Annotated in this window: 15 protein-coding genes; 7 read left to right on the top strand and 8 right to left on the bottom strand. The window is 66.8% G+C overall.

Going from position 1 to position 14,416, the window contains the following annotated elements; genetic code table 11:
* Positions 1-39 precede the first annotated feature (39 nt).
* On the top strand, positions 40-1,872 hold the full coding sequence (locus IPM73_01320) for a tetratricopeptide repeat protein (protein ID MBK8916735.1): 1,833 nt from the start codon (positions 40-42) through the stop codon (positions 1,870-1,872).
* 28 nt (positions 1,873-1,900) lie between these two features.
* On the opposite strand, the gene IPM73_01315 is transcribed toward IPM73_01320, so the two are convergent.
* A complete protein-coding gene (locus tag IPM73_01315) occupies positions 1,901-2,680 on the bottom strand; it encodes a hypothetical protein (protein MBK8916734.1) in 780 nt (259 codons plus the stop codon).
* 219 nt (positions 2,681-2,899) lie between these two features.
* Between IPM73_01315 and IPM73_01310 the strand changes: the two genes are divergently transcribed.
* The 5 genes from IPM73_01310 to IPM73_01290 all read left to right on the top strand — a co-directional run bounded on the left by IPM73_01310 (position 2,900) and on the right by IPM73_01290 (position 7,121).
* Positions 2,900-4,561 carry a type I secretion system permease/ATPase gene (locus IPM73_01310; protein MBK8916733.1) on the top strand — a complete coding sequence of 554 codons (1,662 nt, stop codon included), beginning with the start codon at positions 2,900-2,902 and terminating at the stop codon, positions 4,559-4,561.
* On the top strand, positions 4,558-5,889 hold the full coding sequence (locus IPM73_01305) for an HlyD family type I secretion periplasmic adaptor subunit (GenBank protein ID MBK8916732.1): 1,332 nt from the start codon (positions 4,558-4,560) through the stop codon (positions 5,887-5,889). The genes IPM73_01310 and IPM73_01305 overlap by 4 nt, the downstream gene beginning before the upstream one ends.
* A gap of 148 nt (positions 5,890-6,037) precedes the next feature.
* Entirely contained in the window at positions 6,038-6,388 is a 351-nt protein-coding gene (locus tag IPM73_01300; GenBank protein ID MBK8916731.1) for a YXWGXW repeat-containing protein, read from the top strand.
* Between the two features lie 130 nt (positions 6,389-6,518).
* Positions 6,519-6,794, top strand: a complete 276-nt coding sequence (locus tag IPM73_01295) for a hypothetical protein (GenBank protein ID MBK8916730.1) — start codon at positions 6,519-6,521, stop codon at positions 6,792-6,794.
* Between the two features lie 141 nt (positions 6,795-6,935).
* Positions 6,936-7,121, top strand: a complete 186-nt coding sequence (locus IPM73_01290) for a hypothetical protein (protein ID MBK8916729.1) — start codon at positions 6,936-6,938, stop codon at positions 7,119-7,121.
* Between the two features lie 4 nt (positions 7,122-7,125).
* On the opposite strand, the gene IPM73_01285 is transcribed toward IPM73_01290, so the two are convergent.
* Genes IPM73_01285 through glyQ form a run of 7 tightly spaced genes read right to left on the bottom strand, consistent with a single transcriptional unit; the run spans position 7,126 to position 13,276 of the window.
* Positions 7,126-7,734 carry a hypothetical protein gene (locus tag IPM73_01285; protein MBK8916728.1) on the bottom strand — a complete coding sequence of 203 codons (609 nt, stop codon included), beginning with the start codon at positions 7,732-7,734 and terminating at the stop codon, positions 7,126-7,128.
* A gap of 58 nt (positions 7,735-7,792) precedes the next feature.
* Positions 7,793-8,176 carry a lactoylglutathione lyase gene (gloA, locus tag IPM73_01280; protein ID MBK8916727.1) on the bottom strand — a complete coding sequence of 128 codons (384 nt, stop codon included), beginning with the start codon at positions 8,174-8,176 and terminating at the stop codon, positions 7,793-7,795.
* A gap of 8 nt (positions 8,177-8,184) precedes the next feature.
* A complete protein-coding gene (locus IPM73_01275; protein MBK8916726.1) occupies positions 8,185-8,994 on the bottom strand; it encodes a M48 family metallopeptidase in 810 nt (269 codons plus the stop codon).
* Positions 8,882-9,631 (bottom strand): 1-acyl-sn-glycerol-3-phosphate acyltransferase, encoded by a 750-nt coding sequence (locus IPM73_01270; GenBank protein ID MBK8916725.1) that lies wholly within the window; start codon positions 9,629-9,631, stop codon positions 8,882-8,884. The genes IPM73_01275 and IPM73_01270 overlap by 113 nt, the downstream gene beginning before the upstream one ends.
* Entirely contained in the window at positions 9,628-10,179 is a 552-nt protein-coding gene (gmhB, locus tag IPM73_01265) for a D-glycero-beta-D-manno-heptose 1,7-bisphosphate 7-phosphatase (protein ID MBK8916724.1), read from the bottom strand. Before gmhB ends, IPM73_01270 begins: the two co-directional genes overlap by 4 nt.
* An 8-nt stretch (positions 10,180-10,187) precedes the next feature.
* Positions 10,188-12,305 (bottom strand): glycine--tRNA ligase subunit beta, encoded by a 2,118-nt coding sequence (locus tag IPM73_01260; GenBank protein MBK8916723.1) that lies wholly within the window; start codon positions 12,303-12,305, stop codon positions 10,188-10,190.
* Positions 12,302-13,276, bottom strand: coding sequence for a glycine--tRNA ligase subunit alpha (gene glyQ, locus IPM73_01255; protein ID MBK8916722.1), 975 nt, complete (start codon positions 13,274-13,276; stop codon positions 12,302-12,304). Before glyQ ends, IPM73_01260 begins: the two co-directional genes overlap by 4 nt.
* A gap of 442 nt (positions 13,277-13,718) precedes the next feature.
* Between glyQ and IPM73_01250 the strand changes: the two genes are divergently transcribed.
* The gene (locus IPM73_01250; protein MBK8916721.1) at positions 13,719-14,414 is read left to right on the top strand and encodes a transglycosylase SLT domain-containing protein; all 696 of its coding nucleotides are present in this window, start codon (positions 13,719-13,721) and stop codon (positions 14,412-14,414) included.
* Positions 14,415-14,416: the final 2 nt, after the last annotated feature.

The following is a 14,416-nucleotide window of genomic DNA, read 5'->3' as shown; positions in this document are numbered from 1 at the left end:
GGGGGCCTCCCCGCCGGCTGTTTTCTTGAGCCCGCCCCCATGACCGAAGCCCGAGTCCCCGCCGCCGACCTGGACGCCGCCCTGGCCGAAGCCCGTGGCCTCGCCGCCGCCGACGCCCTCGATCCCATGGCCGTCATCGGCCTGGCCGACCGCCTGGGGGGCGCCGGGCGCACCGCTGACGTGGTCGATTTCTACCAGCACTGGCTGCAGCACACCCGCTCGCCCCTGGCCCACATCGTCCGCTTCAACCTGGCCGTCGCCCTCACCCAGCTCGAACGCTTTGCCGAGGCCGAGGAAAGCTACCGCAAGGCCATTTTCGAAAAACCGGATTTCGTCCAGGCCTGGTTCAACATCGGCACCGTCATCGAACGCCAGGGCCGCGCCCCCCAGGCCCTCGCCGTCTGGCAATCCATGCTCGACCACCCCCTGGTCGGCCCCAGCCTGAACCGGGATCTCTACATCCTGGTCCTCAACAGCATGGGCCGCCTGCAGGAAGAAAACCGCAACTTCCAGGCGGCCGAAGAGAAACTGGCCGCCAGCCTGAGCGTCGATCCGGACCAGCCCAAGGTGATCCAGCACTGGGTCCATCTGCGCCAGAAGCAGTGCGAATGGCCGGTGTTCTGCGATTTTCCCGGGCTCTCCGTGGGCAGCATGCTGCGCGCCACCTCTCCCCTGGCCATGCTCTCGGCCAGCGACGACCCGGGCCTGCAACTCGCCACCGCGGTCCACTTCGCCCAGGAGCGCATCAATTCCCGCGTTCCCGTCCTGGCGCCCCCCGAGGGCTACGCCCACCCCCGCCTGCGCCTCGGCTTTCTTTCATCCGACTTCTGCCTGCACGCGGTCTCCCTGCTCACCGTCGAACTGTTCGAACTGCTCGACCGGGATCGCTTCGAACTCTACGGCTTCTGCTGGAGCCGGGAAGATGGCTCCGCCCTGCGCGCCCGCGTGATCCGCGCCTTCGACCACTTCTTCAAAATCGGCGGACTGGACGACGCCAGCGCGGCCCAGGCCATCCGCCAGAACGAGATCGACATCCTCATCGACCTGCAGGGCCTCACCTCCGGCGCCCGCCCCAACATCGTCGCCTACCGTCCCGCCCCGGTGCAGATGACCTACCTGGGCTTCCCCGGCCCCACCGGCCAACCGGGGATCGACTACGTCGTCGCCGACCGCTACCTCATTCCCGACGCCGAACGCCCCTACTACACCGAAAAGCCCCTTTATCTCCCCAAGGTCTTCCAGAGCAGCGACCGCCAGCGCCCCGTATCGCCCCTGCCTACCCGGCAGCAGTGCGGCCTGCCCGAGGCAGGATTCGTTTACTGCTGCTTCAACAACAATTACAAATTCACCGAGGCCATGTTCGAAACCTGGCTGCGCGTCCTGGCGCGGGTTCCCGACAGCGTCCTCTGGCTCCTGTCCGACAACCCCTGGGCCCAGGCCAGCCTCACCGCCCGGGCCGAGGCCCGCGGCATCGACAAGAGCCGCCTGCTCTTCGCCCCGCGGGTCGCACCGCCCGACTACCTGGCCCGCTACACCGCGGCCGACCTCTTCCTCGACGCCTATCCCTTCAACGGCGGCACCACCGCCAACGACGCCCTGTGGATGGGGCTCCCCGTCCTCACCCTCTCCGGCCGCACCTTTGCCTCACGCATGGCCGGGGGCCTGCTCACTTCCCTAGGGGTGCCCGAACTCATCGCCACCGACTTTGCCGAATACGAGGAAAAGGCCGTCGCCCTGGGCAGCGACCCGGACCGCCAAGGCGAACTGCGCCGCCGCGTCGAGGCGGCGCGGCAGACTTCGCCGCTGTTCGACATGCCCGGCTTCGTGCGGGATTTTGGCGACGCCATCGCCGGGGTGGCACTGCGGCGCTGATGCGTCTAAGGGGCGGAGAACCCGGCTGTCAGCGCTTGAGCACCAGGCCCTGCCCCGTGGGCAAGGGAAAGACCCGGTAGCCCCGGGCTTCGAACCAGGGGTCTTCCGCCTGTTTCTGCTTGCGATAGACCCCCGCCCATTCGTAGTCGTCGAGGATGACGATGCCGCCGCTCACCACGCGGTCGAAAAGCCCCTCCAGGGCGGCGAGTTCACCTTCGGCGTTGTTGAGGTCGATATGCAGGTAGGCGAGTTTTTCCGGCATGCCCTGGGCGAAGGAATCGGGGATGAAGCCGGCGATGAGCCGCACCTGGGGGTAGGCGGCGAAGCGGGCCTTGACCTTGTCGAAGAAGCCCGCTTCCTGACCGGCGAAGTGGTGGCCTTCGACCGGGTTGTAGTCGAAGGTGTCGTAGCCCCAGAAGGTCCTGGGAAAGGCGGCGCCCCCCAGGTAGTCCATGACGGTCTTGATGCCGGTGCCGGTGTAGACGCCGCACTCGGCGAAATCGCCCTCCAGTTGGACGCAATGGAAGGCCGCGCAGGCGAGGATGTAGCGCCGCCAGGCGATGGCCTGATCGGCGTCGTTCTGGATGTTGGCGCCCCAGGCCTCCCGGAAGGCGTCGTCTTCGAAGAGGGAGTTGTTGCGCCCCCAGGTGAGGAGGTTGTCGCCGAAGTAGACGCCGGAGGTGAGCAGTTTCTTGGCTTCTTCGAGCAGGGCCATGAAGCGGACCGGATCGCTGATTCCCCAGGACTTGGGCGTGGAGAAATTGATGACCTGTTCGAGGGAAAGGGGTTTCAGACGGGGGAGGTCCATGGGGATACGCCTCTGAGGATGGCCGTGCCGGTGGAGGGGAGGGGGTGCCGCAAGCGCCGGCAAGCGGCGCGGGGCCATGCTACCAGCTTGGCCCGCCCGGGGAAACGTCCCGCCCGGGTGGCGCTGCGTCGATCTCTGGTGCCAGGGCGCGGCCGCCGCTTTACAATCCGGCGTCCGCCGCCTTCCTCACTCTGCCCGAGCCGACTTCCCCTGCCGCCCATGAACGCTCTGCTCCGCCCTTACCGTTACGTCGTGATCCTGGCGGCGGGGATCAGTTTCTTCCTCAATCTGCTTCTGCTGGCGCCGACCTTCTACATGATGCAGATTTTCGACCGGGTGTTCATGAGCCGCAGCCTGGACACCCTGGGCTGGCTGTCCTTCATCGTCCTGCTCATGCTGCTTTTCTACCTGGCGGTCGATTGGCTGCGGGGCCGCATGATGACCAGCGCCGCTCTGCTCTGTGACCGCCTTCTCGGGGAGCGCGTGCTGCGCGTCGTCCTGGACGACGCCGTTCAGCCCGGTTTCGGCCGCCACGGCTTCCTCATGCGGGACGTCGCCGCCATACGTCGTTTCATCGCGGGCAATGGCCTGAGCGCCCTGCTCGACAGCCCCTGGCTGCCGGTCATGCTGCTGCTCATCTTCCTCTTCCACCCCGTGCTCGGCATTCTGGCCTTCGTGTGTTCCGCCGCACTGGTCATCCTGGCAGTCCTGAACAATCGCGTGAGCCAGAAGCCGGTGGAAGACCTGCAAATGGTCAGCCGCAAGGCGAGCGCTTATATCGATTCCAGCCTGCGCAACGCGGAGGTGGTCCGCGCCATGGGCATGTTCCCGGCCCTGGCCCGACGCTGGGATGCCATCAATCACCAGGCCCTGCGCCACCAGCACGAAAGCGGGCGCATCTCCGCCCTGGTGAGCGGTCTTTCCCGCTTTTCCCGCCAGATCGTCCAGGTCATCATGGTCGGCGCCGGGGCGTATCTGGTGGTGGGGCAGAACGCCACCCCGGGCATCATGCTCGCCGCCACCCTGATTCTCGGCCGCGCCCTGGCGCCAGTGGAACACCTGATCGCGAGCTGGAAGGACATTCTCGAAGCCCGTGCCGCCTATCGCCGCCTGGAGGAGGCCTTCGCGGAAGCTTCCGGCCAGGCGCCGCGCACCCGTCTACCCGAACTCAAGGGCGCCCTGGAAGCCGACCGGGTGGTCTATGCCCTGGGCCCGACCACCCCTCCCCTGGTCAAGGGGGTCAGCTTTTCCCTGGCAGCGGGGGAATTCCTCGGCATCATCGGCGCCAGCGGTTCGGGCAAGTCGTCGCTCTTGCGCCTGCTTACGGGAACCTGGCGTCCCCAGGCCGGCAGCGTGCGCTACGACAACGCGGAAATCGCCCAGTGGCTGCCCGAGGAACTGGGTCGCCAGATCGGCTACCTGCCCCAGGACATCGAGCTTTTTCCCGGCACGGTGAGCGACAACATCGCCCGCATGGGCGTGCCGGACAGCGGGGCCGTGGTGGCCGCCGCCCACCGCGCTGGAGTACACGACATGATCCTGCGCCTGCCCCAGGGCTACGACACCGAGATCGGCCCCGGCGGGGCGGCGCTGTCCGGTGGCCAGCGGCAGCGCATCGCCCTGGCCCGGGCACTGTACGGGGAGCCGCGCCTTCTCCTGCTCGACGAGCCCAATTCCAACCTGGATGCCGAAGGGGAAACCCTGCTGCAGCACGTTCTCGGCCAGTTGAAGGCCGAGGGCGTCACCCTGGTGGTGGTCACCCACCGCCGCTCCCTGGTGGCCGCCAGCGACAAGCTCCTGGTGCTGCGCGAGGGCGCCGTCGCCCTCTATGGACCCAGCCGCGAGGTGGTGGAAAAACTCTCCGGCGGAGCCGCCGCATGAAGGCGCTCCTGGCTTTCCTCGCCGGGCGACCCGACCTGGATCCGGCGGAAAAGGAGCTCCGGCTGTGGGCTTTCGCGGCCGGCGCCACGGTCGTCCTGGCCGGCCTCGTCTTCCTGGCCTGGGGGCTCCTCGCTCCCCTGGACGGCGCCGTGGTGGCCTCGGGCAGCATCCGGGTCGAGAACGCGCGGCAGCAGGTCCAGCATCAGGAGGGCGGCCTGGTGAAGCGCATCCTGGTCAAGAACGGCGACAGGGTGCACAAGGACCAGGAGTTGCTTGAAATCGAGGATTTGCGCGTTTCCGCCAGCACCGGGATCATCCGCCAGAACATTGCAGGAGAACTCGCCAAGCAGGCGCGCCTCGCCGCGGAGCGGGATTTCCACGAGCGCATCGTCTTTCCCCCCGCCCTGACAGGGAAGGTCGACGACCCCTTCATCGGCAGCATCCTGGCCAAGGAGCGGGAGCTGTTCGAACAGCGGCGCAGAACGCTGCACGAGCAACTCGACGTTCTCGGCCAGCAGATTGCCGAAACCGGACGCGAGATCGAAGCCACCCGGCAGCAGGTCGCCGCCGACGAGGCCTCCAGCAAGGCCATGGAGGACGAGTTGCGGGCCCATCAGGGTCTCCTGGAAAAAGGCTTCATCTCGCCCACCCGCATGTACGGCCTGCAACGCAGTGTGGCGGAGTATCGCTCCCGCCTGGCCGAACACCGGGCGGACCTTTCCCGCGCCCTGCAAAAGCAGAACGATCTGCGCCTCAAGCAGCAGGATGTCCGCAACACAGCGCGCCAGACCGCCCTCGCCGAACTGAAGGATTCCTTCTCCCGCCTCGCGGACCAGGAGGAGCAATTGCGCCCCGCCCAGGATGCCGACCGGCGCCAGATGGTGCGCTCGCCCACCGACGGCGTGGTGGTCAACCTCAAGGCCAACACCATAGGCGCCGCCATCGGACCCCGGGACGCGATCATGGAAATCGTGCCGGAGAATCAGGAACTCATCGTCGAGGTGCGCCTGCCTCCCGATTCCATCCTGCAATTGCGTACCGGCATGGCGGCCGAAGTGCGACTCCTGTCCTACGACGCCCGCACGACGCCCCTGGTCGCCGGCCAACTGAAGTATCTCTCCGCCGACGTGTTGAGCGACCCCAATGGCGCCACCTATTACGTCGGCCAGGTGGCCCTGGATCCCCGCGCCCTCGCCGAGGCCCGCATCGACATCGTTCAGGCGGGCATGCCGGCGGAAGTGTATATCCGCACCACGCCCCGCACGGCGTTCCAATACCTGGCCGACCCAGTCACCAGTTCCCTCGCCCGGGCGTTTCGCGAACGCTGAGCGGGTGAAGAACCCGTGGCCGGCAGCCCGCGTGCGGGGCAGGGCTGGCGCCCGAATTAACAAGTCCTAACAGGACGTAACAGCGCCGCCGTGACAGGCCGCCTAGATTCGGCCGGTCGCACGCCTCCCCGGCGTCGGAAAGGCTCCCATGAAATCTCCCCTCGTCATCGCCCTTGCCACGACCGCCCTTGCAGCCTGTAGCGCCCTTTCCCCGGGCCACCGGCACCCCCAAGGTCCGCCCGTGGCCGTCGTGCCCCCGCCCGCCCAGGTGGAAGACGTTCCCGTCGGCCCGCCACCCCCCCGTCACGAACTGGCCGGCCCGCCGCCGGCCGTCGGGCTGATCTGGATCGACGGCTACTGGAACTGGACAGACCGGCGGCACGCCTGGGTTCCCGGACATTGGGAAGCGCCCCGTCCCGGCCATCACTGGGTTCCCCGACGCTGGGAGCAGCGTGGCGGCCAGTGGGCCCTGCGCGGGGGCTACTGGAGCCGAGACTGAGGCGTTCCGGCTCCGCTTGCAATCCTTTGTACAAGCCGCAACAATAGTCCTTCGGTACGAGAGGGGGCCACAAGCCCCCTTGCTTTTGGGCGAGTCCTTTCGCCGCCCTCCCCTCCCGACAGGAGCCGCAATGCTGAAGTGGGTGTATATCTTCTGGCCGTCCTTCGCGACCGCCATCATCGGCGAAGCCGTGTTCTTCGCCTTCATCAATCCGCAGGAGCTCTATCTGATGGGCAAGCCCGTCTATTGGAGCCCCCTGGCCATCTACTCGACGGGTTTCCTCATGTTCTGGGGGCTCACGGCCCTCACCGCCTGGGCGATGCTCTTCTTCCTCAAGCCGGCGGACGAAATCAACCGTCCCATCGAATCCCGGCCGGGCGCCGCGCGGGAACGCCCGCAGTCCTGAAGCACTTGGAGGAGTAGCCAGAGACGCCCTTGGGACAAGGGTTTCCGAGGCTTCATCAGCGTCTCGTGAATTGCTTCACGGGCTCATTTTCGGGTTTCTGGGATCATCCTTTCCAAGGACACGCCCTTTGGGAAACCCGCCATGTTGGCCCTCAAGAAAGACTTCTCGCAGCCCCCTCTCCCGGTTCCGCCAGGTGCCGTGCTGAAGGCCGCCGAGGGTTTCGAGGTGGACCTGCGGGACGCCTTGGCCCACACCACGGTACGCGAACTCTCCCTGGAAGAATTCCTGCGCGTGCGGGACGATCTCTCCCACCGCAAGGCAGCCTGAATCCTCAGTCGGAAAACCGCACGACGTCCGGGTGATCGAAGTATTCGAGCAGCAGACGCTCGACCCGGGCCTGCCAACGGGCCGCGAATTCAGTCCTCAGCTCGGCACCGGCCTCCCCCGCAAGAATGCCCCCCAGCAGCCTGGCCAGGGCGGGGTCACCCGGAACCGGGCTGAGATCGAGGCTTGCCGTGCAGCACGCGCCCGTGTCGTCCCGGTTCAGACGCACGTCGCCTGGCACGTCCGCCACCGCGAAGCCGAGTCGGCCACAGCGCCCGTGCATCCCGCCCAGTCCCTTGAAGCCTCCCGGGCCGGCGGCCCCGGTCAGGAGTCCAAACACGGCCGCCTGCACCCCCACCGTCCCTTCGGCTTCGCCACGACGAAACTCGACCCGCAGGCTCCCGCGTTGCGCGGGGCCATCGGGGTAGAGGCGGCGCAACATGCGACTGGCCAGGACGTAAGTACCGGCAACCGTGGGACAAGAATGCCCCGCCAGACGCACCGCGTCCTCGTAGCGATAGCGGATATGGCCGTCGCTGGACGCCCCGAGCAGCGCCGCCAGCGGATCGAAGAGCGTGACCTCGGGCACCCGGGAAAAGAATTCTGGAAAGGACATGGCAAGCCCAAAAAGGCCGCAGTATGGCTTTGCCAGGCGGAACGAGCCTTGATACGCGTCAGGCGCGCTGGATCAGTTCGATCTTGTAGCCGTCGGGATCCTCGACGAAGGCAATGATCGTGCTGCCATGCTTCATGGGCCCCGCTTCGCGCACCACCTTGCCGCCCCGGGCACGGATTTCGGCGCAGGCCGCGGCCGCATCGGGAACCGCCAGGGCGACATGGCCGAAGCCGGTGCCGATATCGTAGGACGCGGTATCCCAGTTGTGCGTCAGCTCGAGGACCGCGCCCTCGCTTTCCGGCCCGTAGCCGACGAAGGCGAGGGTGAAGCGGCCATCGGGGTAATCCTGGCGCCGCAGGAGTTGCATGCCGAGAACTTCGGTATAGAAAGCCAGGGAACGGTCCAGGTCACCGACCCGGATCATGGTGTGCAGGATGCGCATGGGTTTCCTCAGAACAGGGGTACTCCGGCCCCACGGAGGCGGAGTTCGCGTCGGCGTTCGCGCCAGTCGGGACAAAGGCCTTCCACCAGGGACCAGAAGCGGGGACTGTGATTCATTTCCCTCAGGTGGGCAAGCTCATGCACGACGACGTAATCCACCAGGTCCAGGGGAAGAAACCCCAGGCGCCAGTTGAGGCGCACCACGCCACGGCTGGAGCAGCTCCCCCAGCGGGTGCGGGCGGCGCTGAGGGCAATGGGCGGCGCGGCAAGCGCCAGCTGCGGCGCCCAGTGGGCAATCCTTTGCAGGAAGACTTCCCGGATGCGCTGCCGCAGGGCTTTTTCCAGGGCCAGCGTTGCCGCGTCGGGGGCCTGGGGCAGACGCAGTTCAGCACCGTCGGCGGACCAGCGCACGCGGGACGTTCCGCCGAACTGGAGCGCCAGCTCGCCGCCCAGCCACGGCAGGCGCAGCCCTTCGGACAGGCGGAGCACGGCAGTCGGTAATCGTTCGCGCCAACGGTCGAGGTGCTCGACCACCCACGCGCCATGGCGCCGCACGATGTCGTCTATGGCCGCCAGGGTGGCGCTGACCGGAGCGCCGACGATCAGGCCGCGGTGATCGACGCGGAGTCCCACGCTGCGCCGGTGGCTGCGGCGCAACAGGTAGGTGACTTCCCGGTCGGCCAGCCGGACGCTGCGGGCGACAGGTTCAGGCAGCGCCACCGGTCTCGGGGTACCGATGGGGCGAGATGCGGCGCATTTCGCCTTCGATCCAGGCCTCGGCCCGTTGGTTGATTTCCTGCTCCGAGAGTCCCGTGGCATCGAAGGCCGGACCGATACTGACCGTGATGGTGCCCGGGCGCTTGAGGAAAGCCTGGCGGGGCCACAGCTCGCCGGCGTCGTGGGCCACCGGAACGACCTTGCAGCCAACGTGGTTGGCGAGGTAGGCACCGCCGACCTTGTAGCGCCGCTTCTGTCCCGGCGCTACCCGTGTCCCCTCGGGAAAGACGATGACGTAGCAGCCATCCGCCAGCCGCTCGCGCCCCTGCTCGACGACCTGGTCCAGAGCCTGCCGGCCAGCCGTGCGATCGATGGAAATATGACGCATGGCCGCCAGGGACCAGCCGAAGAAGGGCAGCCGCAACAGTTCCTTTTTGAGCACGAAGACACAGTTGGCCCCGGCGGGAACCAGTTCCTGCAAGGCGACGGTTTCCCAGGCCGACTGGTGCTTGGCCAGCATGACGGAAGGTTCGGCGGGCATGTTCTCGCGGCCCAGGACGCGACAGTCGATGCCGAGAATGAGCGCCACCGCTCCCAAGAAGCCGCGCCGCCAAAGGGCGACGATGCGAAAGGCGATGTCCCGTGCCCCGAGAAGGGCGAAAAGGATGATGAAGGGTGCCAGGACCACGGTCAGGACGATGACCCAGGCCATGAACAGGGCGCTCCGCATGATGATCATGCGGAGCGCCCCCGCAGGAGCCAGTCGACCACCGCCGCCAGATCGGCAAACTCAAGGGTTCCCTCGGGTAGCTGGCTCTCGCTGCTGGTCTTCTGGCCTTTCCCCGTCAGCACCAGGATGGGCTGGCAGCCGAGGACGGAACAGGCTTGCAAATCGCGCAGGGAATCCCCGACTGCCGGAACCCCTTTCAGGTTGACGTTCAGGGTGTCCGAAATACGACGGAACATGCCCGGCTTGGGCTTGCGGCAATCACAGGCCGAATCCGACCCATGGGGGCAGTAGAAGATGGCGTCGACACGCCCCCCGGCGGCGAAGAGCGCCTTGTGCATCTTTTCGTGGATGGCGTTCAGGGTGTCCATATCGAAGAGACCCCGCCCCACACCGGACTGGTTGGTCGCCACGACGACCCGGTACCCCGCCTGGTTGAGCCGGGCGATGGCCTCCAGACTCCCCGGAATAGGCTTCCACTCTTCCGGACTCTTGATGTAATTGGGCGAATCGACGTTGATGACGCCGTCGCGGTCGAGGATGACGAGTTTGGTAGGCATGGTCGGCTTCAGGCGGAGAGTTTCGACAGGTCCGCCACCCGGTTCATGGCTTCGTGCAGCGTCGCCAGAAGCCCCTGACGGTTGGCCCGCAGGGCCGGATCTTCGGCATTGACCATGACCTGATCGAAGAAGGTATCCACAGGCGCCTTGAGGGCCGCCAGGGACTGGAGCGATGCCGTGTAGTCGCCGGCGGCGAAGGCGGCGTCAGCCCGGGGCTTGATGGTCTGCAAGGCGCCATTGAGGGCGATTTCCGCAGCTTCCTTGAGGGCCGCGGCATCCACCCGGGCGGCGACCCCCCCCTCCACCTTTTTGAGGATGTTGCCGACGCGCTTGTTGGCAGCGGCCAGGGCGGCGGCTTCCGGCAGCGCGGCGAAGGCGCGCACGGCGGCGAGGCGCTTGGCGATGTCGCCCAGGCGCTGCGGTCGCTGGGAGACGACGGCGTCCACTTCCTGGGGGGTGTAGCCCTGGTCCTTGAGGCTGCCGGCCAGGCGGTCGTAGATGAAGTCGGCCAGGGCAGCGTCGCTGGCCTTGAAGCCCTCCACCGTCGCGAAGGGCGCGGTGGCGGTGGCGAGCAGTTTGTCCAGCGGCAGGTCGAGATCGCCTTCGCTCAGCATGCGGATCACGCCCAGCGCATGCCGACGCAGGGCAAAGGGATCCTTGTCGCCGGTGGGAATCTGGCCGATGCCGAACATGCCGACCAGGGTTTCCAGCTTGTCGGCCAGGGCGACGACGGTGCCCACGTTGCCCCGGGGCAGGCTGTCGCCGGCGAAACGGGGTTTGTAGTGATCCTCGACGGCATCGGCGATTTCCGGCGCCAGGCCGTCGTGGAGCGCGTAGTAGCGGCCCATGGTGCCCTGCAGTTCCGGGAATTCGCCCACCATGTCGGTCAGCAGGTCGGCCTTGGCCAGCAGCGCAGCCTGATCGGCCTGCAGGGCCAGGGCTTCGCCGCCCAGGGTCTCGCCGAGTTTGTCGCCAATCGCCTTGGCGATGGCGCAGACCCGCTGCACCCGCTCGCCCTGGGTGCCGAGCTTGTTGTGATAGACCACCTTGGCCAGCCCGAGGACGCGGGATTCCAGGGTCTTCTTGCGGTCCTGGTCGAAGAAGAACTTGGCGTCGGCGAGCCGCGGGCGCACCACCCGCTCGTTGCCGCCGATGACGGCGCTGGGGTCGGCCGGGCTGATGTTGCTCACCACTAGAAACTTGTTGGTCAGCTTGCCCCGGGCATCCAGCAGCGGGAAGTACTTCTGGTTGGCCTTCATGGTGAGGATCAGGCACTCCTGCGGGACGGCCAGGAATTCCTCCTCGAACTGGCCGATGAGCACGTTGGGGCGCTCCACCAGGGCGGTCACTTCATCCAGCAGGGCCTCGTCCTCGATGGGCTTGCCACCGGCCTTCTCGGCGGCGGCGGCCAACTGGCGGGCGATCTCGGCCCGGCGCTCGGCGAAGCTGGCGATGACGGCACCGTCACGCTTGAGGGTTGCGGCGTAGCTGTCGGCATCGGCGAGGGCCACAGGCTCGACGGCCGCCTCGAAGCGGTGGCCTTGGGTTTCGCGGCCAGATTCCAGGCCGAGGACGGAAACCGGCACCACGTCGGCACCGTGCAGCGCCACCAGCCGGTGGGCCGGACGCACGAAATGCACGCTGCTCCACCCGTCCTGCCGCTGGTAGCTCATAACCTTGGGGATGGGCAGGGCGGCGAGGGCCGCCTCGATCGCCTTCTGCAGGCCTTCGGCCAGGGTCGCGCCCTTGGCCTGGCTGTCGTAGAACAACACGTCGGCCTTGCCGTCCGACTCGCGACGCAGGCTGGGCACGACGGACGCGTCGGCACCGAGGGCGGCGAGTTTCTTGAGCAGCGCCGGGGTGGCGTTACCACCGGCGTCGAGACCGACGGCTACCGGCATCAGTTTCTGCACCACCGGCCTGGCGGCGGCCGCCGCCACCACGCCGGTCACGTGGGCGGCCAGACGACGGGGTGAGGCGTAGGCGGTGACGGCTGCATCCGCCGCCAGGCCTTGGGTCTTGAGGGACTGGCCGAGGGCCTGGGCGAACGCTTCGCCCAGCTTCTTCAAGGCCTTGGGCGGCAGTTCTTCGACGAACAGTTCAACGAGCAGGTTCTTCATGTTCAAGCGGCTTTCTTGGCGTTCTGTTCCTCGAGCTTGGCCAGCACTTCGGCGGCCCAGGCCTTGGGCGCCATGGGGAACCCCAAACGGGCACGGCTGTCCAGGTAGCTCTGGGCGACGGCCCGGGCCAGATTGCGGATGCGGCCGATGTAGGCAGCCCGCTCGGTGACCGAGATGGCGCCGCGGGCATCCAGCAGGTTGAAGGTATGGGCGGCTTTCAAGACCTGTTCGTAGGCGGGCAGCGCCAGTTGGGCGCCCATCAGGTGCTGGGCCTGCTTCTCGTGGGCACCGAAGGCGGTGAACAGGAAGTCAGCGTCGGAGTGTTCGAAGTTGTAGGCGGACTGCTCGACCTCGTTCTGGTGATAGACGTCACCGTAGGTGAGCCCCTCCGTCCAGGTCAGGTCGAAGACGTTCTCGACACCCTGCAGATACATGGCCAGACGCTCCAGGCCGTAGGTGATTTCGCCGGTGATGGGCTTGCAGTCGATGCCGCCCACCTGCTGGAAGTAGGTGAATTGCGTCACTTCCATGCCGTTCATCCACACTTCCCAGCCCAGGCCCCAGGCGCCGAGGGTCGGGTTCTCCCAGTCGTCCTCGACGAAGCGCACGTCGTTCTTCTTGAGGTCGAAGCCGAGGGCCTCCAGGGAGCCCAGGTAGAGTTCGAGGATGTTCTCGGGGGCAGGCTTCAAGACCACCTGATACTGGTAATAGTGCTGCATGCGGTTGGGATTGTCGCCATAGCGGCCATCCTTGGGACGGCGGGAGGGCTGGACGTAGGCGGCCTTCCAGGGCTCGGGGCCGAGGGCACGCAGGAAGGTGGCGGTATGGCTGGTGCCGGCGCCGACCTCCATGTCGTAGGGCTGCAACAGGGCGCAGCCCTGTTGGCTCCAGTACTCCTGCAGGCGCAGGATGACTTCCTGAAAACTCGGCTTTTGTTTCGGTGCAGACTCACCGCCGCCCGTTGTGGGGATAAACATCGGGGAGGACGGGGAATTCTGTCCCGCGGTCGCCGCCGCGGAAGAAGTTGCAAGCGAGGAGTTCATGGACGCACTTGAAGAGACGGAAAGCCTTGAATTTTACTTGTTTTTCCCCCTCGCCGGCAGGCGACCGCCGTCCCAAGGACAAGAAGTCCTCCCATCGCCAACCCCCCCCCACGCGGGGCTTTCCGCCATACCGCGGCGCACAACCAAGGCCCTGCGTGGAAAGCCATGGGTTTGACAAATTGGCACCAAATCAATAGACTGCGAATCTGCTGCGGTGCAACATCGTTCCGCGGGGCACCTTCACAGCAGGTTCTCACCGCCCCCGCCCGGCCCTCCCCGGATTCACCCCTTGCCGGTATCGAACGAAGTGACACCCCCTGTAACCGTTCGCTGACGGGAGATCATCCCCGCAGTGGCAACAGTCAAGGAGAATCGCATGATCGCAACGGCAGCTCTATCGCCCAATCTGTTGCGTGCCACTTCGGCCCTGCTCAACGTCTTCCAGGCCGCCCTGATGGCCGCCGGAACCGTGTTGATCATTGGCCTCGTGAGCCTGTACCAGGGCCAGACCGGCATCATCGATGGCGCGCGCGCCCTGCTTCCGCAAGCCATCGCCGGCAGTTTTGGCCGCCCCACTGAAGAACCCTCCGACGCCGACCGCCCGGCCGAGGCGCTCACGCCCCGCATGCGGAGCGCGCTGGATTACGTGAGCCGCCGCTACCGCGTCTCCACCGAGGCGCTGGAGCCGATTTTCGTCACGGCGCAGGCCACGGGACGGGACCTGCGTCTGGATCCCTTGCTCATCATCGCGGTGATCGGCGTCGAATCCGGATTCAATCCGCTTTCCCAAAGCACGGCCGGCGCGCAGGGCCTGATGCAGGTGATGCCCCGTTACCACAAAGACAAGTTGCCGGAAGACGCAGGAAATCTCCCTTTTCTCGACCCCCTGACCAATGTGCAGGTCGGCGCCCGGGTTCTCAAGGATTCGATCCAGCGTTTCGGTGGCGTGACGGAAGGCTTGCAGCAGTTCGGCGGCGCCCTGAGCGACCCGGATCGCCGCTATTCGGGCAAGGTCCTGGCCGAGAAGCAGCGGCTGGAGCAGGCGGCCCTGCGGCTGCGGGGCAACGTCTGAAG

Source organism: Betaproteobacteria bacterium (assembly GCA_016720065.1).
In the GTDB taxonomy this organism is placed as follows: Bacteria; Pseudomonadota; Gammaproteobacteria; order Burkholderiales; family Rhodocyclaceae; genus SSSZ01.
Note: the sequence above shows the minus strand (reverse complement) of the source record. Positions and strands in the feature narration are given on the sequence as shown.

Excerpts from the sequence above, each read along its gene's own strand:
- IPM73_01295 (MBK8916730.1), top strand. The coding sequence starts at position 6,519 with ATGCTGAAGTGGGTGTATATCTTCTGGCCGTCCTTCGCGACCGCCATC.
- IPM73_01310 (MBK8916733.1), top strand. The coding sequence starts at position 2,900 with ATGAACGCTCTGCTCCGCCCTTACCGTTACGTCGTGATCCTGGCGGCG.
- gloA (MBK8916727.1), bottom strand. The coding sequence starts at position 8,176 with ATGCGCATCCTGCACACCATGATCCGGGTCGGTGACCTGGACCGTTCC.
- IPM73_01305 (MBK8916732.1), top strand. The coding sequence starts at position 4,558 with ATGAAGGCGCTCCTGGCTTTCCTCGCCGGGCGACCCGACCTGGATCCG.
- IPM73_01315 (MBK8916734.1), bottom strand. The coding sequence starts at position 2,680 with ATGGACCTCCCCCGTCTGAAACCCCTTTCCCTCGAACAGGTCATCAAT.
- glyQ (MBK8916722.1), bottom strand. The coding sequence starts at position 13,276 with ATGTTTATCCCCACAACGGGCGGCGGTGAGTCTGCACCGAAACAAAAG.
- IPM73_01275 (MBK8916726.1), bottom strand. The coding sequence starts at position 8,994 with ATGCCACGGGACTCTCGGAGCAGGAAATCAACCAACGGGCCGAGGCCT.
- IPM73_01300 (MBK8916731.1), top strand. The coding sequence starts at position 6,038 with ATGAAATCTCCCCTCGTCATCGCCCTTGCCACGACCGCCCTTGCAGCC.
- IPM73_01290 (MBK8916729.1), top strand. The coding sequence starts at position 6,936 with ATGTTGGCCCTCAAGAAAGACTTCTCGCAGCCCCCTCTCCCGGTTCCG.
- IPM73_01250 (MBK8916721.1), top strand. The coding sequence starts at position 13,719 with ATGATCGCAACGGCAGCTCTATCGCCCAATCTGTTGCGTGCCACTTCG.
- IPM73_01270 (MBK8916725.1), bottom strand. The coding sequence starts at position 9,631 with ATGATCATCATGCGGAGCGCCCTGTTCATGGCCTGGGTCATCGTCCTG.
- IPM73_01285 (MBK8916728.1), bottom strand. The coding sequence starts at position 7,734 with ATGTCCTTTCCAGAATTCTTTTCCCGGGTGCCCGAGGTCACGCTCTTC.
- IPM73_01320 (MBK8916735.1), top strand. The coding sequence starts at position 40 with ATGACCGAAGCCCGAGTCCCCGCCGCCGACCTGGACGCCGCCCTGGCC.
- gmhB (MBK8916724.1), bottom strand. The coding sequence starts at position 10,179 with ATGCCTACCAAACTCGTCATCCTCGACCGCGACGGCGTCATCAACGTC.